Origin of the sequence: Methylophilus sp. 5 (assembly GCF_000515275.1) — a bacterium.
In the GTDB taxonomy this organism is placed as follows: Bacteria; Pseudomonadota; Gammaproteobacteria; order Burkholderiales; family Methylophilaceae; genus Methylophilus.
In genome coordinates this window covers 2,547,590-2,562,951 of sequence record NZ_KI911560.1, presented here as the reverse complement: position 1 = coordinate 2,562,951, position 15,362 = coordinate 2,547,590, and the positions used below count along the sequence as shown (strand labels likewise).

The window sequence follows — 15,362 nt, the reverse complement described above, 5'->3', positions numbered from 1 at the left end:
CCTGCCATGCAAAATGCTGACTCAAAACAACAGGCATAAAAAAAGCCACGCTTACGCGTGGCTTTTTATTCAGATTTAAATCTGATTATTGGCAACCAACTTGTTTGGTACCTTCAGCGCGGATGTCAACGCGGCGGTTAGGTTGCAAGCAAGAAATCAGTTTTTTGCTTACTTTTTTGCCATCGCATTGAACCACTGGCTCAGTTTTACCTTTACCTTCAGAAGTGATGATATTGCTATCAACACCTTGAGCGATCAGGTAATCAGCCACTTGTTTAGCACGACGCTCAGACAACTTTTGGTTGTAAGCATCAGAACCAATACGGTCTGTGTGACCTGTCACTACAACAGCAGTAATTTCTGGGTTAGATTTGATCTTAGCTGCTGTTTCTTCCAGCACTTTACGACCTTCTTCACGCAGGTTAGCTTTGTCGAAACCAAACAGTTTTTCAGCACTTACTGTCACTGTTTCGTTCTGTGGTTTGCACAAAGGCGCTGGTGCTGGAGCAGGCGCTGGTGCCGGCGCTGGCTCAGCTGCTGCCAATGGCGCCGGTGTTGGCTCTGGGGTTGCCTCTGCCACGACTGGTGCTGGCGCACCGAAGCGGAAAATACCACCGATGTTGAACAATGTGTTGCCGATAGTTTCAGTGTCTGAACCATTAGCAAGACCGCTAACATTGTACTTAGCACGGCTCCACTGGTGACGCAAATCAGCTTGAATACCGAACTTGTCGTTAAACAGGTATTGCGCACCCAAACCTACGTTTGCCATCCATGAAGTTTTTTTGGCATCAATATCAACACCTGGCACAGAGTAATCTACGTTGTTACGCGCTGCACCCACACCTGCCAGCAGGAATGGACGGAATTTTTCACGGCTGAACATATACAATGCATCAAGACCTAAAGCTGTTTGCTTATATTTACCGCTTTCGCCCAAGCCCAGGTTCAAGTCTTCGTCAGCACGGTTGTAACCCAAACGGCCTTGAATGTCCCAATGCTCGCTCAGCTCTTTACCAATTGCCAAGAATGCACCACGGCCATTGTCAGCTTCAAGATCATTGTCAGTGTTCATGTAAGTTGCACCTGGAACAACATACCAAGCACCACGGTACATGTCTTCAGCTTGTGCAACTTGCGATGCAAACACAAATGCAGAAGCAATTGCCAAGCCTAAAAAACCTTTTTTCATTCGTTGACTCCTTCGTTATTGGGCTTTTTTGCCACATCTTTGAAAATACTTACAAATTGAACTATACGCAAAGGTGGCTGCTGACGCAAGTCTAAGCGCCATCTCATACGCGTATTTATTAGGGTTGAGACCAATTATTCAACAAATTTCAGACACTCTGGAAACCAGTGTGTGCACCTTATTTGTTAACAATGTTTGCGCGCGTTGCCCATCGACGCACAAGCCACTACGGAACCCCATATAATCAGCACCCAGCGCAATTAAAGGCTCGACCTGAGCGAGTGTGAGCCCACCAGCAACCCCCACAAACAAACGCATCGCTTTTGCCAAACGTACAAACTCAATCAGTACCGGCATAGGCACGCACACGAGTAAGTGACTTGATTTTTCTGTGGTATCCACCATTGCGCCCCAATAGCCCTGCTGCTGCAACTGTTGCAAACGGTTTTGCAGGCGTTCTGGCGTAACCAGCAAACTGGCTGGTGTAAATACTGCAATCAGCCTCACACCTTGTGCAAGAAACATTTGAATCGTCGGCTGGTATGCTGGGTGATCCCAAATCGTTTCGGGGAGTTTAATCACCTCAACCCCAATATTGAGCCGACTTTGCATCAACTGGGTTAATTCGGCCACAGAAGCACAGTGGTCACCCACGGTGGCACTGATTACAATCTCGGTGGCGGTTGGCTGCTGGCGATGCGCATGTACCGCATCCACAATAGGCTTAGAAATATCCAGCGCCAATGCCGCCAGCGCGCCATGGCTAGTGTCTTTTAAATCAATTAATGAGACGCCGGCAGACAACACCAATTGTGCTTCTGCCACTGAATTGACACTGACTAGTACTTGCATAGACTGACTCACGCTTGCTGTAAGCCACTTTGTTGCGCCAGGTGATTATTGACGCAATCGACCAGCCATTGCCAGGCCTCTTGCTCGCGTGACCCGGCGGTTTTATCAATGGCTATTTGCAGATACTGCATTTCCTGGATGATTTTTTCGGCAGGCAACATATGCAATCGACTCACCAGCACCGCCAACTCAATCACTGCCGCCTGTGCACGGTTAAATCCCATAAACGGCGCGTGCGATGCACTCTCAACTACTTGCATCCACAACTTTGGGCGGACGTCATCTTCCTCAATCTGCTGCAAGCTTAATACATGGTGCGCCAAACAGTCTTTAAGCCTGACGCCATACCCACTGGCCACCGACTCAGTGGCAAATGCTGTTTTTTTCGCAATCGCCGCCGCAAACACACGCACATCGTCGGTTAAGTTCAATACGGCAAAGCCACTTTGCAAGATATTCTGCAAGGTGGTAGACGGCTTAAACGGCATGATGAGCACCCGGCCCTCATGCCATTGAATGCCGAATGGCGCGACATGCACATCGCCATCAGCCGAACAGGTCGTCACTATCGTTTCATAAATCATCAACATTATTCCGTGCCTGATGCGGTGTTATCAGGCGTTGCGTTGTCATTAGGTTTGTTACGCGCATTATCTAAACGCTCTTGAATCGAGGCTTCGCGATGCGCCACTTTGGCTTTTTTATTTTGCTGCACTGAAGCCACGCCCCACTCCAGCAACTCGTCTTGCACGTAGCGTTTTTTTAACTGCCAGGCGATTTGCGCGCGTGCCAGCTCAACCCCCAGGTAAAACGCATGCGAGGCATCGTCTTGCACCTTGAGTGTTGGATAAAAACGGTAAGGATCGGTGTCGTGCTGGATGCCATCCCGATTATAAACATGCACGCCTTGTTCACTCACCATGATCCTAAAACTTGGGTCTTTAATCTGGCTGGCCATCGTCATGATTTCTTCGGCACTATAAGGGAAAGGCTTACGGTCATGCAGCCCAAGCAATCCATTCGAATAACCGCGAGGCAACCGTTTATCTTGACTGGCGCGGTACATGACTCGACGCGCAACATCGGCCTCGGCGACCGCTTCGCTAGCATGCGGGCTGACCGAGGTTGCCAGCACGGCATTAATGTTTAACTCACTGATCATGCCAAACAATAAGGCATTGACCCCCGTGGTGTCTGCGTCAGTGAGCTCGGTCAAATTGCCAACGCCCATCATGATGGCGATCTCAGGGTATTTTTTGCGCAACTTGTGATAACGCACAATCGAGTCGGTCAAGCCAAAGTGGATAGGATCCAGAATCGGGTCTGCAATAAAGCGCCGCCCGCGCTGCAAACAATGCTCAATCGCACGTTGCAAACTGGCAAAGCTACCAGGTTTGGCTGGAATCAAAATCGGCGTCGATGCAACTTCGTCTGCGATCCACAAATTGTGCTCGTGCAAGCTGAGCAGGTAATCGGCGCCAGCTTTGCCTGCGGCCAGCAAGTCGTCATCGCGCATGGAGTCAACACTGACCTGAAAGCCTTGTGCTTTAAGCGCACGTACAGTATCAGTCATGTGCGCAAAGGCCTTGCCTGGCAAGCAACCGAGGTCAATGACATCTGCGCCCTGCTGCCGAAAATGCTCGGCCCTGGCAACGATTTGCGGAATAGTCAGATCAGGTGCATCAACAATTTCAGCAAAAATAGTGACGCTATGCTGCGTCAAATCTGGCGCCTTACCTTGCTGGCCAAAATATTGGGGTAAATCTTTCAAGTCTTTTGGTCCACGCTCCACCGGCACTCCCCATTGCGCCTCAAGTGGCGCCAGATCACCCTGGCATAAACCGGGCAAAATTACCTTATCGATATTTTCCACTTTTGCCAGACGCCGCGCAATCAAAGGCGGCGTCATCAAAGCAGCCACAGAGACGCCAATTTGTTTGACTTCGTATTCAAAAGGAGACTGTTTACTGTCAGCCTGAATAGACTGCAATATTTGGCGCAGACTGTGTTCTGCCAGTTTTCCGGTGAGAAACAGCAGCCGTGTCATAGATTTACTCTGTCAGTGTATCTAGCACCTGTATGCCATCGTGCAAATGCAGATCATGCAATGTAGCCAGCCGCTGCATGATGACATCTTGCAAAGCGGCCATGTCTTCAACCACCGTGGTATCCGCAAACTGCTTTAACTTTGCCACGTTGTCGAGGTCAATCTGGCGTGGAAACACTTTGACCATATTGTCTCTAGGTGCTTCAGACTCTAATTCTGCTGCGGTATCACAGGCAAACAAAATGCTGTGCACACGGGTTTTACCCGCTTGTGCAAACAAGTTAGTCACCAGGCTATCAGAAAATCCATAAGCCATTTTGGCTATGGTATTGGAGGTTGCAGGCGAGATCACCAAGCTGTGATACACACCTTCATAAAAACGCTCAACCGGTACGCTACTGGCAGTTTTGTCCTGGTAAACCTTGTGCCCGGTGGCCTCCAATGCAGATTGAAAGCCATATTGCTGGATAATTTCAGCAGCAGCGCGACTCAGGTAAATATCGACATCCTGCAAGGTTTGTAGAATCGCCAATGATTCACGCAAATAGTGCCCGGAACCAGTAATTGCCCAAGCGAGTCGTTGTGTACGCATGTCAAACGGCTCTTAATAATCAGGCGAATGGATGTTGCAACACGATGGTCTCGTCGCGCTCTGGGCCGGTAGACACGATCGCAATTGGCACACCGCACACGGCTTCCAGGCGTTTCAGGTAATGCTGTGCATTCTTTGGCAATGCATCCCAGGTTTTGGCGCCAAAGGTCGTTTCAGTCCAGCCTGGCACGGTTTCGTAAATAGGCTCGCAACGGGCGACATCATCCGCCCCCACTGGCAGCATATCTACAACCTTGCCATCCAGCTTGTAACCGGTACAAATATCCAGTGACTCAATGCCGTCCAGCACATCCAGCTTGGTGATGCACAAACCGGTTAAACCATTGATACGTGCTGAGCGACGCAGCGCAGCGGCATCAAACCAGCCACAACGACGTTTACGACGTGTCACCGTGCCAATTTCCTGGCCTTTGGTAGACATCTGGTAACCAGGTGCGCCTTCAGTGTCAATATCCAGCTCACTTGGGAACGGACCGCCACCCACACGCGTAGTGTAAGCTTTGGTAATGCCCAACACATAATGCAGCATATTGGCGCCAACACCAGTGCCTGCAGAAGCCTGGCCCGCAATACAGTTACTGGAAGTCACATACGGATAAGTGCCATGATCTACATCGAGCAACGTGCCTTGTGCGCCTTCAAACAGCAGGTGTTCGCCACGGGCGTTTGCATCATATAAAGCAGCCGAAATATCCGCTACCATTGGTTTTAACGCCACCGCATGCTGCATGCTGGCATCGTATTGCTGCTGAAAATCTACCGCAGCTGCGCCCAGATAGTTAGTCAGCACAAAGTTGTGATAGTCCATCACTTCACGCAACTTTTCAGCAAACCGCTCCGGGTGAAACAGGTCGTAGACACGCAATGCACGACGAGCCACTTTATCTTCATAGGCCGGGCCTATGCCTTTGCCAGTAGTGCCGATTTTCTTTTCGGCACTACGCTTGGCTTCGCGTGCCAAATCAACCGCCACGTGATGTGACAGAATCAATGGACAGCCAGGACTGACTTTCAAGCGGTTTTTAACATCCAGACCACCTTGCTCCAGCGTAGAAATTTCATGCAGCAAATGCGTCGTATCGAGCACCACACCGTTACCGATATAGCAATTGACGCCATCGCGCACAATGCCAGAAGGCACCAGGTTGAGCTTATACACTTTTTGTGCAGCGCCCTGACCGACAACCAGCGTATGCCCAGCGTTATGGCCGCCCTGAAAGCGCACCACGCCCTGGGCATGATCCGTCAACCAGTCTACGATCTTACCTTTACCTTCGTCGCCCCATTGGGTGCCAATCACAACGACGTTTTTTGCTTGCTTAAATTGTGTCATGTTCAATCAATATCTTGTAAAAACAAAAAAGGGTGCTGCGTTACACAGCCACCACTTGCCAGTGACCATCTACCTTTTGCAAGGTACGGTCACAAGCCAATTCAGAATAATTCACAGGCATCCCTGGCAATGCTTCTACCACAACCTGGCCCTGAGCACGCAAGGTGTCAACCAGTGACAACAGCTCTGCATCGGCAACGACTGGCGCCAGAATCCCTTTATTGAGCGTTGCGGGGCCCAGGGCTTGCAATGCACCGCGTAAGTCGAGGCTAAAGCCGGTGGCCGGACGCGCACGGCCAAACGCTGCCCCTACTTCGTCATAGCGCCCGCCCAGCGCAATCGGGCCTGCATAGCCCTTGGCATAAGCGGCAAACACCATGCCGCTATGATAGTGATAGCCACGCAACTCACTTAAATCAATGGTCACGGTGACATCGTCAGTACTTAGTGCTTTAGCCACTGCCTCAAGCTCTGCCAAGGCTTGTTCGGTTTCATCAGAGTCAGGCAAAATATCACGCGCCTGATCCAGCACCTCGATGCCGCCATTTAACTGTGTGAGCGCCATAAACGCCTGGCGAGATTTTTCAGGTAAATTAAACACCAACTGCTCAACCAACGTGATGTCTTTTGCCTGCAAAGCCGCTTGCAAAGCCTGTTCTTGTTGTACACCCAGCTGCGCCATATGCGACAAGCTGGCAAAAATGGCAGCATGACTCAGGTCAACAAACAAAGTGGGCATGCCTAACAGCTGCAACGCTTTTACCATCAGGCGCTGCACTTCAATATCGCTTTCGATACCCGCATGGCCGTATAACTCGGCGCCCAACTGCAAGGGCTCGCGTGTGCGTGCCAAGCCATCGGGTTTAGTGCGCAACACGGTGCCGGCATAGCACAGACGCGAAACGCCCTGATGGTTTAACATATGCGCATCAATACGCGCTGCCTGCGGGGTGGTGTCAGCACGCAGGCCCATCAAGCGCCCGGTTAACTGGTCAACCACCTTAAATGTAGCAATATCCAAATCATGCCCGGTGCCGGTCAGCAACGACTCGACGTACTCCATCATGGGCGGCATGACATATTGGTAACCATGGACACGAAACAAGTCCAGCAATTGTCGGCGATAAGACTCAAGACGTGCCGCTTCGGCAGGCAATACATCTTCAATATATTCAGGAAGTAACCAATTATGCATGGCGCCATTATACCCGCAAACCCCTGTTTAAAGCACGGCTTTAGCAATCGCGATGGTCGGAGCATGTTTAAAAAACCCATAAAAAAAGGCACACAATCATGCGTGCCTTTTTACTTAAACCAATGCGTTAGCGATTCAGCCACACAATCAGCAGCCCAATCGCCATCGAAATAAAACCAACGAAACGAATCTGACCATCGCGCAACTGTAAGAGCTTTTCAAAGGTTTGACGCCATGCACGGGTAAACAGCAACGGCATTAGCCCTTCAATCAGCAACACGCCGCCAATCAACCACCACCAGTTCATGGTCACATCAGCTCACTATGCGCAAACAACACATTATTTCTTGCCGCTGCTGCGCATATATTTAAAGAAGTCAGAGCTTTGGTCTATCACCATCACGTCAGACTTACTTTTAAAGCTGTTTTTATAGGCTTCCTGGCTGCGATAAAAAGCATAAAACTCAGGATTTTTACCATAGGCTTGCGCATAGACCTCAGAGGCCTTGGCATCGCCTTCACCCTTTACTTTTTGCGCATCGCGGTAAGCTTCAGCAATAATCACTTCGCGCTGCCTGTCTGCATCGGCGCGGATTTTCTCAGCGGCAGCTGAACCTTGTGAGCGCAGCTCGTTAGCCACCGACTTACGCTCGGCTTCCATACGCAGATACACAGACTCACTGACTTCTTTGGGTAAATCTACACGGCGCAAACGCACATCCAGAATCTGAATGCCCATCTGACGACTCTCTTTGTCAGCACGCTGACGCAGAATCTCCATGATTTCAGAGCGCTCACCCGACACCACATCATGAATCGTGCGTTTACCAAACTCTGCACGCAAGCCATCATTGACCATTTGCGACAAACGACGCTCGGCCTGCACTTCATCACCACGCACGGAAACGTAGTATTTTGAAGGGTCGACAATACGCCATTTTACAAACGAATCCACCAATACGTTTTTCTTCTCGCTGGTGATAAAGCGGTCTGGCTCCTCCCAATTAAGAGTCAGGATACGCTTGTCGTAATAGCGAATATTCTCAACCATAGGCATTTTAAAGTAGAGGCCAGGCTCGCTCTTGACCGACACGATTTCACCCAGGCGAAATACCAATGCATATTCGCGCTGATCAACGGTATAAGCCGAAGAGGTAATGATCACGAGTAGAACAAATACCCCGATTAACAAACTTCCAATATTTCTCATATGTATTTTCCTTCAGGGCAATCTAGCGATATTCGCGATCACGGTTGCGCATCGCATCACGCGAGCGATCCGAGGTGCTTGAATCCACTTGCGGCTCTTGCGCGGGCTTGTCGGCCGTTGTCGCAGGAGCAGATGCCGCATTACTGCCTGCACCACTCATGGTCATGAGTTTATCCAGCGGCAAATACAACAGGCTGTTACCACCCTTTTGATCGACCAGCACCTTGCTGGTGTTGGCCAACACGTGCTCTTGCGCATCAATATACAAACGCTGACGTGTCACCTCAGGTGCTTTGTTGTATTGCGACAGGACCTGATCAAAACGGTCAGCATTACCCTTGGCTTCATTTTCCACGCGCAATTTGTAACCCGCGGCCTCTTCGGTCAAGCGTGAGGCCGTACCGCGTGCTTTTGGAATCACATCATTAGCGTAAGCCTGGCCTTCGTTTTTCTGACGCTCCAGATCCTGCTTGGCTTTGACTGCATCATCAAACGCCGCTTGCACCTGCTCTGGCGGCTGCGCATTTTGCATGGTCACGTTAACAATATTGACCCCTGATTTATATCTGTCCAGCATGTCCTGCATCAGCTTCTTAGCTTTGGCAGCCACATCATCACGGCCTTCATACAGCACAAAGTCCATTTTGCTTTTACCGACGATTTCGCGAATAGCGGTTTCTGCCACGCCGCGCACACTTTCTTCGGTAGAGCGGTTGCTAAACTGGTAATCCTCAACCGATTTAAGGTTGTATTGCACCGCTACCTGCAAATCGATGATGTTTTCATCGTCGGTGAGCATGAGAGACTCACGCAGCTCTTTGCTACGGCCAGACTCCCCCTCAAACGAGCGATAACCCATTTCTATGGTACGCACTTGCTCCAGGTTAACGTTTTCGATCGTTTCAATCGGGAACGGTAAATGCCAGCGCGGACCTGGCATAGTGGTTTCGACATGCTGGCCAAAACGCAAGACCACGCCACGTGAGCCCTGGTCGACGATATAAAAGCCTGAGCCCAGCCAAATCAGTGCCACCAAACCCACAATCGGCGCAACCGGCAACGGTTGTGGCGCAGGCGATGTGCCTCTAGGGCCGCCGCCCTGCCCACCTTTATTGCCAAACAAACGATTCAGCTTTTGATTCAAATCCTTGAATACCTCATCGAGGTCAGGGGGGCCTTCGTTATTTTTATTCCAAAAGCCGGGGAATTTTCTCATGCTAGTACTCCGTATTTTTTGATTTTTTAAACATAAGCACGCTCTTCCGTACTCAGTTTTTTCAAATATTGCTGATGCTCTAACAGCGCCTGGCGCAGGTCTTCAATGCCCACACCCTCTTTGGCCGAGACGCGAACAGTACAGATGTTACCATACTCGTCACGGTCGATTCCCGGCGCCATACCCATGCGGTCAATCTGATTCAACACCAGCACTTGCGGCACCGAAGCTGCACCAATTTCTTTTAGCACGATATTCACTTGCTCGATTTGAGCATCGCGATTAGGGCTGGCGACATCGACAATATGTAGCAACAAGTCAGCCTGAGCCGCTTCTTCCAGCGTTGCACCAAACGCCTCAATCAAGGTGGTGGGCAAATGTTTGATAAAACCAACCGTGTCCGACACCACCACCGGATAACCCTCGGGCAGATGCATTTTGCGCGAGGTGGTGTCCAGCGTGGCAAACAACTGGTCAGCCGCATAAACGCCAGAGCGCGTTACAAGGTTAAACAAGGTCGATTTACCGGCGTTGGTATAGCCGACCAGCGACACCGTCATCAGGTTAGAGCGCTTGCGCGCCCGACGCTGCATGCCACGTTGCTGCTTGAGTTTGGCCAGCTTTTCACGTAATTGCTTAACGCGCACCCGCAGCATGCGCCTATCCAGCTCCAACTGCGTTTCACCTGGGCCGCCTCGCACACCAATACCGCCTTTTTGTCGCTCAAGGTGGGTCCAGCCTCGCACTAAGCGGGTAGACAAATGCTCTAATTGCGCCAGCTCAACCTGCAATTTACCTTCATGCGACTGTGCACGTTGGGCAAAAATATCCAGAATAAGGCCTGTGCGGTCTACGACGCGCGCATCGAGCAGTTTTTCGAGGTTGCGTTGCTGTGAGGGGCTTAAGTCATGGTTAAAAGCCGCCACTTTACTCTCGTGTGCGGCCATTAACGCCTTGAGCTCATCTGCCTTACCAGAGCCGATAAAGTGTTTGGGATCAGGCGATTGACGCTTGCCTTCCAGCGTCGCAGAGATATTGAGTCCGGCAGTGCCGGCAAGGTGGCGGAGTTCTTGCAAACTTTCTTCGTAGTCAGCATCACCAAAGTCGACACTGACCAGAACGACGGCATCTCCGCCGCTTGGTCTATCAAACATGCATTAAGATTCTTGTGCTGTTTCGTGTGGCGCCAAAGTGACAGGACGCGCTGGAACGATGGTTGAAATAGCGTGTTTGTACACCATCTGCGTGACTGTATTTTTTAACAAAATCACATACTGGTCAAAAGAGTCGACCTGACCTTGCAGTTTAATCCCGTTAACCAGGTAAATAGACACTTGTACGTGTTCTTTTCTTAAGGCGTTCAGAAAAGGGTCTTGTAGCATTTGGCCTTTATTATTCATGGAATAGCTCCTTGTTTGTTTTAATCGTATTGGAGTTTTATTATCTTGAACACCAATCCCTCATAGTGACTATGATTGTACTAATTTGTTCCAATTTCAATCCCCGCGCTTTATTTTTTTGGAAATAATGCGCGAATACGCTGCAAACAGGCCTCTTTACCCAATAGTGACATCACCTGATCAATACTGGGCGACTGTGCAATGCCAATTAAAGCCACCCGTAATGGCATGGCCAGTTTGGGAAATTTAATCTGCTGCTCAGCCACGACCTGATTTAGCGCATCGTGTAATTTATCGGCAGTCCAGTCGGAATCTTGAGTCTTCTGTAAAAAACTTTCGATATAAGCTGAGGTTTCCTCTTGAATATGTTTGGCAGCGTCAGCTTCATTGATGGCAGGCATCTGGTAAAAGAAAGCAATCTCTTTGGCCAGCTGATTGAGATTGTTGGTGCGCTCACGGTATAAGTTCAACACTGCCAGCAAATCTGGCGATTGTGTTTCTACCACTCCCAGCGCGGCCAGGCGCGGCTTCACTTCATCCGCAATACGCTCTAAAGGCAATGTTTTAATGTAATGCGCATTGAGCCAGTTGAGTTTTTCGGTATTAAATTGTGCCGCAGAGGGCGTGATATGGTCGAGGTCGAACCAGGCACAAAACTGCTCCATGCTAAAGACTTCATCATCGCCATGTGACCAGCCCAGGCGCGCCAGGTAATTAAGCACAGCTTCGCGCAAATACCCCTCTTCGTGATACTGCATCACACTCACGGCACCATGACGCTTAGATAACTTCTGCCCGTCATCACCCAAAATCATGGATAGATGCGCATACTGCGGTATTTGTGCGTTTAAAGCTTGCAACATATTGATCTGGCGCGGTGTATTGTTGACATGATCATCGCCACGGATCACCTGTGTCACACCCATCTCCCAGTCATCGACGACAACGCAGAAGTTGTAGGTTGGCGTACCGTCAGCACGCGCAATAATCAGATCATCCAGCTCGGCATTGGCAATTTCAATGCGGCCTTTGACCATATCATCCCAAGCCACCACACCATCGGTCGGGTTTTTAAAACGGACCACAGGTGGTACATCTTGCGGCGGCGCTGGCAGCACCTTACCCTCTTCCGGGCGCCAGCGACCATCATAACGAGGCTTCACGCCCTGCTGCATTTGCGTTTCACGCAAAGCCTCCAGCTCTTCTTTGCTGCAATAGCAATAGTAGGCATGACCGTCATCGAGCATTTTCTGGATGATTTTTTTATAGGTATCCATGCGCTGCATCTGGTAAAACGGACCTTCGTCATGGTCCAGTTGCAACCAGGCCATGCCATCCAGAATTGCCTGCACCGCCTCTGGCGTCGAACGGGCAACATCGGTATCTTCAATCCGCAAAATAAACTGTCCGCCATGGCGTTGGGCGTAGGCCCAGGAAAACAAGGCAGTACGTGCGCCGCCAATATGAAGATAACCAGTAGGACTCGGGGCAAAACGGGTTTTAACAGCTTGTGACATAATAAATCTCTGAACGCTCAAGCCGGCTATTTTAACATGGCAGCCGCACTCCTGCCTGACTGCGACTTCGCTGCAAAATGGCGGCAGCCAGATTGAAGCCAGCGCACAAACACGTTATGATGCCGCCATGACGCAACTCATCTCTCCCAGCGGCGATATTCATGTCGGCGAGCTTTACGGTAAACCTGCCGCACCTGGCCAAACCAGCGCGATTTATCATGTGGTTGCGGTGCACAAGCTAGGCATTACCTTGCAAAATATGGATAACCCACTCAGCCAGTTTGAGACCACCGCCAGCAAGTTACTGCAATCCGGTTATGTGCGCTTAAGCCAAACGCCTTATGTCAACCTGCAACAGGCTGGCAAACGCAAATCTGCGCAACAAAAGCTCAAGCGCTGCCCGTTCACGCTGGATGTATTTGCCGAGCGCGCCGATTGCGAACGCCCGGCAGTGATCGCCTAAATGAAAACAGTCATAAAAAATGCCGCAATAGCGGCATTTTTTACATAATTGATATCCAGTCGGCTTAAAACTCGGGCGGCGCACCGATCAAGTCATGGCCTTGCGAGTCGATGATCTGCACATCGACAAAATCCCCTGGGCTCAATCCATCGGCATCTTGCAAATAAACAATGCCATCAATCTCCGGCGCATCGCTCTTCGTACGGGCAATCGCAATCACGTTGCCGTCATCATCTTCGGTCAACTCATCCACCAGCACGGTTTGCAGGCTGCCAATCTTGGCCGCGACTTTAGCCGCACTGATGCGTTCCTGCACTTCCATAAAGCGGCTTAAACGCTCTTGCTTGATTTCTTCAGCCACCTGGTCTGGCAAGGCATTGGCAGCAGCGCCGTCCACAGCTGAATAAGCAAAGCAACCCACGCGATCCAGTTGTGCTTCTTCCATAAAATCGAGCAGCATTTTAAAGTCGTCTTCGGTTTCACCCGGGAAACCAACAATAAAAGTACTGCGGATGGCAATATCCGGGCAAATATCGCGCCAGGCCTTGATACGCGCCAGATTGTTTTCGCTACTGGCGGGGCGTTTCATCGCCTTAAGAATGCGCGGGCTGGCGTGCTGCAATGGCACATCCAGATACGGCAAAATCGCGCCTTCTGCCATCAACGGGATCACATCATCCACATGCGGATAAGGATAGACATAATGCAAACGCACCCACACGCCTAACTCACCCAGCGACTTACTGAGTTCCGTCATATGCGTTCTCACCGGGCGACCGTTCCAGAAACCTTTACGGAACTTCATGTCTACGCCATACGCAGACGTGTCCTGCGAAATCACCAGAATCTCTGACACCCCGGCATTAACCAGGCTTTCTGCCTCGTTGAGCACATCACCAATCGGGCGGCTGACCAAGTCACCTCGCATGCTAGGTATAATGCAGAAGCTGCAACGGTGGTTACAGCCTTCTGAAATCTTAAGGTAGGCGTAATGCTTGGGCGTCAGGCGTATACCTTGTGGCGGAACCAGGTCTGCAAATGGATCATGCGGCTTAGGCAAATGCGTATGCACATGGCCCATGACTTCTTCGAGCGCATGCGGGCCAGTCACCGCCAGCACATTTGGGTGCGCACCGGTGACCACGTCTTTTTTAGCGCCGAGGCAGCCCGTCACAATCACTTTGCCATTTTTATTGAGCGCTTCACCAATCGCATCGAGTGATTCCTGCACGGCTGAGTCAATAAAGCCGCAGGTATTCACCACCACCAGGTCAGATTGCTCGTAGCTATTGCTGATTTCATAACCCTCTGCGCGCAACTGGGTCAAAATGCGCTCGGAGTCAGACCCGGCTTTTGGGCAGCCCAAGGAAACAAACCCGACTTTAGGCGAACTTTGCATATTGATTCTCTCTTAACCTTCTACCAACCATTTGGTCAGGGCGACAGAAGCCACACCCAACACAATTAATAATATCTGACTCAGGGTGTCCCGCAGCGCCGTGCGTTTATGCAAGCCTGGAATCAAGTCTGCCACCGCCACATAGAGCATGCTGGCAGCAGCCAGACTCAGGATATACGGCACCCACTGCTGCACCAGATTTAACGCCATATAGGCCAACAGCCCGCCTGCCAGTGTGGCTAGGCTGGACGCAATATTAAACAAGAATGCTTTTTTCTTGCTGTAGCCGGAATGCAGCAGAATCAAAAAATCGCCTACTTCTTGTGGAATTTCATGCGCAATAATGGCTAAGGCCGTGACCAAGCCCACCTGCATATCAACCATAAATGCGGCGCAAATCAGGATGCCATCGACAAAATTATGGAAGGTATCGCCAACCATAATCATCAAGCCACTGCGGCCGCCATCGTGGCCATGTGCGTGATGATGACCAACCACCTGCGCAGGCGCCGCCTGCGGCAGCTTGAATTTAATCGCCCCTTGCGGCTTTTTAGTGGTGGGTTGTTCGGGGTGCAGCTCCGGGCAATGCGCCTCATCATGCATGGCATGCATTTCACAATGCTCACCGTGACAATGCCGCCACAACACCAGCTTTTCCAGCGTAAAAAATAACAGCACACCAAACAGCATGGTGGCTGTCATGGCTTCTATATTAGGGCTGGTTTCAATCGCATGCGGCAAAATTTCAAGAAACACGGCAGCCAGTAAGGCGCCAATCGCATAGCTGACCAGCAAAGGCACCCAATGCTTTTTGGCGTTGAGTGCAAATAACGCAGCCACGCAGACACTTAAGACACCGCCCAGCAAACAGGCCAGCACCATGCCGGTAAACGGTGAAATATTAGATAGAAATGTGGGCAAAAGA

Annotated in this window: 16 protein-coding genes; 1 reads left to right on the top strand and 15 read right to left on the bottom strand. The window is 50.5% G+C overall.

Going from position 1 to position 15,362, the window contains the following annotated elements:
• Nucleotides 1–85 precede the first annotated feature (85 nt).
• The 13 genes from METH5_RS0112475 to gltX all read right to left on the bottom strand — a co-directional run bounded on the left by METH5_RS0112475 (nt 86) and on the right by gltX (nt 12,575).
• Nucleotides 86–1,192, bottom strand: a complete 1,107-nt coding sequence (locus tag METH5_RS0112475; RefSeq protein ID WP_029148829.1) for an OmpA family protein — start codon at nt 1,190–1,192, stop codon at nt 86–88.
• Nucleotides 1,193–1,330: 138 nt separating this feature from the next.
• Nucleotides 1,331–2,044, bottom strand: coding sequence for a (5-formylfuran-3-yl)methyl phosphate synthase (locus METH5_RS0112470; RefSeq protein WP_029148828.1), 714 nt, complete (start codon nt 2,042–2,044; stop codon nt 1,331–1,333).
• 8 nt (nt 2,045–2,052) lie between these two features.
• Nucleotides 2,053–2,628, bottom strand: coding sequence for a DUF447 domain-containing protein (locus METH5_RS0112465; protein ID WP_029148827.1), 576 nt, complete (start codon nt 2,626–2,628; stop codon nt 2,053–2,055).
• A gap of 5 nt (nt 2,629–2,633) precedes the next feature.
• Nucleotides 2,634–4,091 carry a DUF6513 domain-containing protein gene (locus METH5_RS0112460; protein ID WP_029148826.1) on the bottom strand — a complete coding sequence of 486 codons (1,458 nt, stop codon included), beginning with the start codon at nt 4,089–4,091 and terminating at the stop codon, nt 2,634–2,636.
• 4 nt (nt 4,092–4,095) lie between these two features.
• Nucleotides 4,096–4,683, bottom strand: coding sequence for a flavoprotein (locus tag METH5_RS0112455; RefSeq protein WP_029148825.1), 588 nt, complete (start codon nt 4,681–4,683; stop codon nt 4,096–4,098).
• Nucleotides 4,684–4,702: 19 nt separating this feature from the next.
• Nucleotides 4,703–6,037, bottom strand: coding sequence for an adenylosuccinate synthase (locus tag METH5_RS0112450; protein ID WP_029148824.1), 1,335 nt, complete (start codon nt 6,035–6,037; stop codon nt 4,703–4,705).
• Nucleotides 6,038–6,077: 40 nt separating this feature from the next.
• Nucleotides 6,078–7,232 carry an ATP phosphoribosyltransferase regulatory subunit gene (locus tag METH5_RS0112445; RefSeq protein ID WP_029148823.1) on the bottom strand — a complete coding sequence of 385 codons (1,155 nt, stop codon included), beginning with the start codon at nt 7,230–7,232 and terminating at the stop codon, nt 6,078–6,080.
• A 127-nt stretch (nt 7,233–7,359) separates the two neighbouring features.
• Nucleotides 7,360–7,539 carry a DUF2065 domain-containing protein gene (locus METH5_RS0112440; RefSeq protein ID WP_029148822.1) on the bottom strand — a complete coding sequence of 60 codons (180 nt, stop codon included), beginning with the start codon at nt 7,537–7,539 and terminating at the stop codon, nt 7,360–7,362.
• A gap of 33 nt (nt 7,540–7,572) precedes the next feature.
• Nucleotides 7,573–8,442: a protease modulator HflC gene (gene hflC, locus METH5_RS0112435; RefSeq protein WP_029148821.1), complete on the bottom strand. Its 870-nt coding sequence runs from the start codon at nt 8,440–8,442 to the stop codon at nt 7,573–7,575.
• A 22-nt stretch (nt 8,443–8,464) separates the two neighbouring features.
• Nucleotides 8,465–9,658, bottom strand: a complete 1,194-nt coding sequence (hflK, locus tag METH5_RS0112430; protein WP_029148820.1) for an FtsH protease activity modulator HflK — start codon at nt 9,656–9,658, stop codon at nt 8,465–8,467.
• 26 nt (nt 9,659–9,684) lie between these two features.
• Nucleotides 9,685–10,812 (bottom strand): GTPase HflX, encoded by a 1,128-nt coding sequence (gene hflX / locus METH5_RS0112425; protein WP_029148819.1) that lies wholly within the window; start codon nt 10,810–10,812, stop codon nt 9,685–9,687.
• A 3-nt stretch (nt 10,813–10,815) separates the two neighbouring features.
• Complete coding sequence (hfq, locus tag METH5_RS0112420) at nt 10,816–11,058, bottom strand: RNA chaperone Hfq (protein ID WP_029148818.1); 243 nt, start codon at nt 11,056–11,058, stop codon at nt 10,816–10,818.
• Nucleotides 11,059–11,168: 110 nt separating this feature from the next.
• Nucleotides 11,169–12,575 carry a glutamate--tRNA ligase gene (gene gltX / locus METH5_RS0112415; RefSeq protein ID WP_029148817.1) on the bottom strand — a complete coding sequence of 469 codons (1,407 nt, stop codon included), beginning with the start codon at nt 12,573–12,575 and terminating at the stop codon, nt 11,169–11,171.
• A 127-nt stretch (nt 12,576–12,702) separates the two neighbouring features.
• Here gltX and METH5_RS0112410 point away from each other — a divergent pair, with 127 nt between their 5' ends.
• Nucleotides 12,703–13,038 carry a hypothetical protein gene (locus tag METH5_RS0112410; RefSeq protein WP_029148816.1) on the top strand — a complete coding sequence of 112 codons (336 nt, stop codon included), beginning with the start codon at nt 12,703–12,705 and terminating at the stop codon, nt 13,036–13,038.
• Nucleotides 13,039–13,102: 64 nt separating this feature from the next.
• Here the strand turns inward: METH5_RS0112410 and rimO are convergent, their stop codons facing one another.
• Together rimO and METH5_RS0112400 are read right to left on the bottom strand one after the other, a co-directional pair.
• Nucleotides 13,103–14,437, bottom strand: a complete 1,335-nt coding sequence (gene rimO, locus METH5_RS0112405) for a 30S ribosomal protein S12 methylthiotransferase RimO (RefSeq protein WP_029148815.1) — start codon at nt 14,435–14,437, stop codon at nt 13,103–13,105.
• A 12-nt stretch (nt 14,438–14,449) separates the two neighbouring features.
• Nucleotides 14,450–15,319 carry a ZIP family metal transporter gene (locus tag METH5_RS0112400; RefSeq protein ID WP_051413030.1) on the bottom strand — a complete coding sequence of 290 codons (870 nt, stop codon included), beginning with the start codon at nt 15,317–15,319 and terminating at the stop codon, nt 14,450–14,452.
• Between the last annotated feature and the right edge of the window lie 43 nt (nt 15,320–15,362).

Coding starts and splice junctions, on each gene's coding strand:
- METH5_RS0112410 (WP_029148816.1), top strand. CDS start 12,703: ATGACGCAACTCATCTCTCCCAGCGGCGATATTCATGTCGGCGAGCTT.
- METH5_RS0112445 (WP_029148823.1), bottom strand. CDS start 7,232: ATGCATAATTGGTTACTTCCTGAATATATTGAAGATGTATTGCCTGCC.
- METH5_RS0112470 (WP_029148828.1), bottom strand. CDS start 2,044: ATGCAAGTACTAGTCAGTGTCAATTCAGTGGCAGAAGCACAATTGGTG.
- METH5_RS0112475 (WP_029148829.1), bottom strand. CDS start 1,192: ATGAAAAAAGGTTTTTTAGGCTTGGCAATTGCTTCTGCATTTGTGTTT.
- METH5_RS0112450 (WP_029148824.1), bottom strand. CDS start 6,037: ATGACACAATTTAAGCAAGCAAAAAACGTCGTTGTGATTGGCACCCAA.
- METH5_RS0112455 (WP_029148825.1), bottom strand. CDS start 4,683: ATGCGTACACAACGACTCGCTTGGGCAATTACTGGTTCCGGGCACTAT.
- hflX (WP_029148819.1), bottom strand. CDS start 10,812: ATGTTTGATAGACCAAGCGGCGGAGATGCCGTCGTTCTGGTCAGTGTC.
- METH5_RS0112440 (WP_029148822.1), bottom strand. CDS start 7,539: ATGAACTGGTGGTGGTTGATTGGCGGCGTGTTGCTGATTGAAGGGCTA.
- gltX (WP_029148817.1), bottom strand. CDS start 12,575: ATGTCACAAGCTGTTAAAACCCGTTTTGCCCCGAGTCCTACTGGTTAT.
- rimO (WP_029148815.1), bottom strand. CDS start 14,437: ATGCAAAGTTCGCCTAAAGTCGGGTTTGTTTCCTTGGGCTGCCCAAAA.
- METH5_RS0112400 (WP_051413030.1), bottom strand. CDS start 15,319: ATGGTGCTGGCCTGTTTGCTGGGCGGTGTCTTAAGTGTCTGCGTGGCT.
- hflC (WP_029148821.1), bottom strand. CDS start 8,442: ATGAGAAATATTGGAAGTTTGTTAATCGGGGTATTTGTTCTACTCGTG.
- hfq (WP_029148818.1), bottom strand. CDS start 11,058: ATGAATAATAAAGGCCAAATGCTACAAGACCCTTTTCTGAACGCCTTA.
- METH5_RS0112465 (WP_029148827.1), bottom strand. CDS start 2,628: ATGATTTATGAAACGATAGTGACGACCTGTTCGGCTGATGGCGATGTG.
- METH5_RS0112460 (WP_029148826.1), bottom strand. CDS start 4,091: ATGACACGGCTGCTGTTTCTCACCGGAAAACTGGCAGAACACAGTCTG.
- hflK (WP_029148820.1), bottom strand. CDS start 9,658: ATGAGAAAATTCCCCGGCTTTTGGAATAAAAATAACGAAGGCCCCCCT.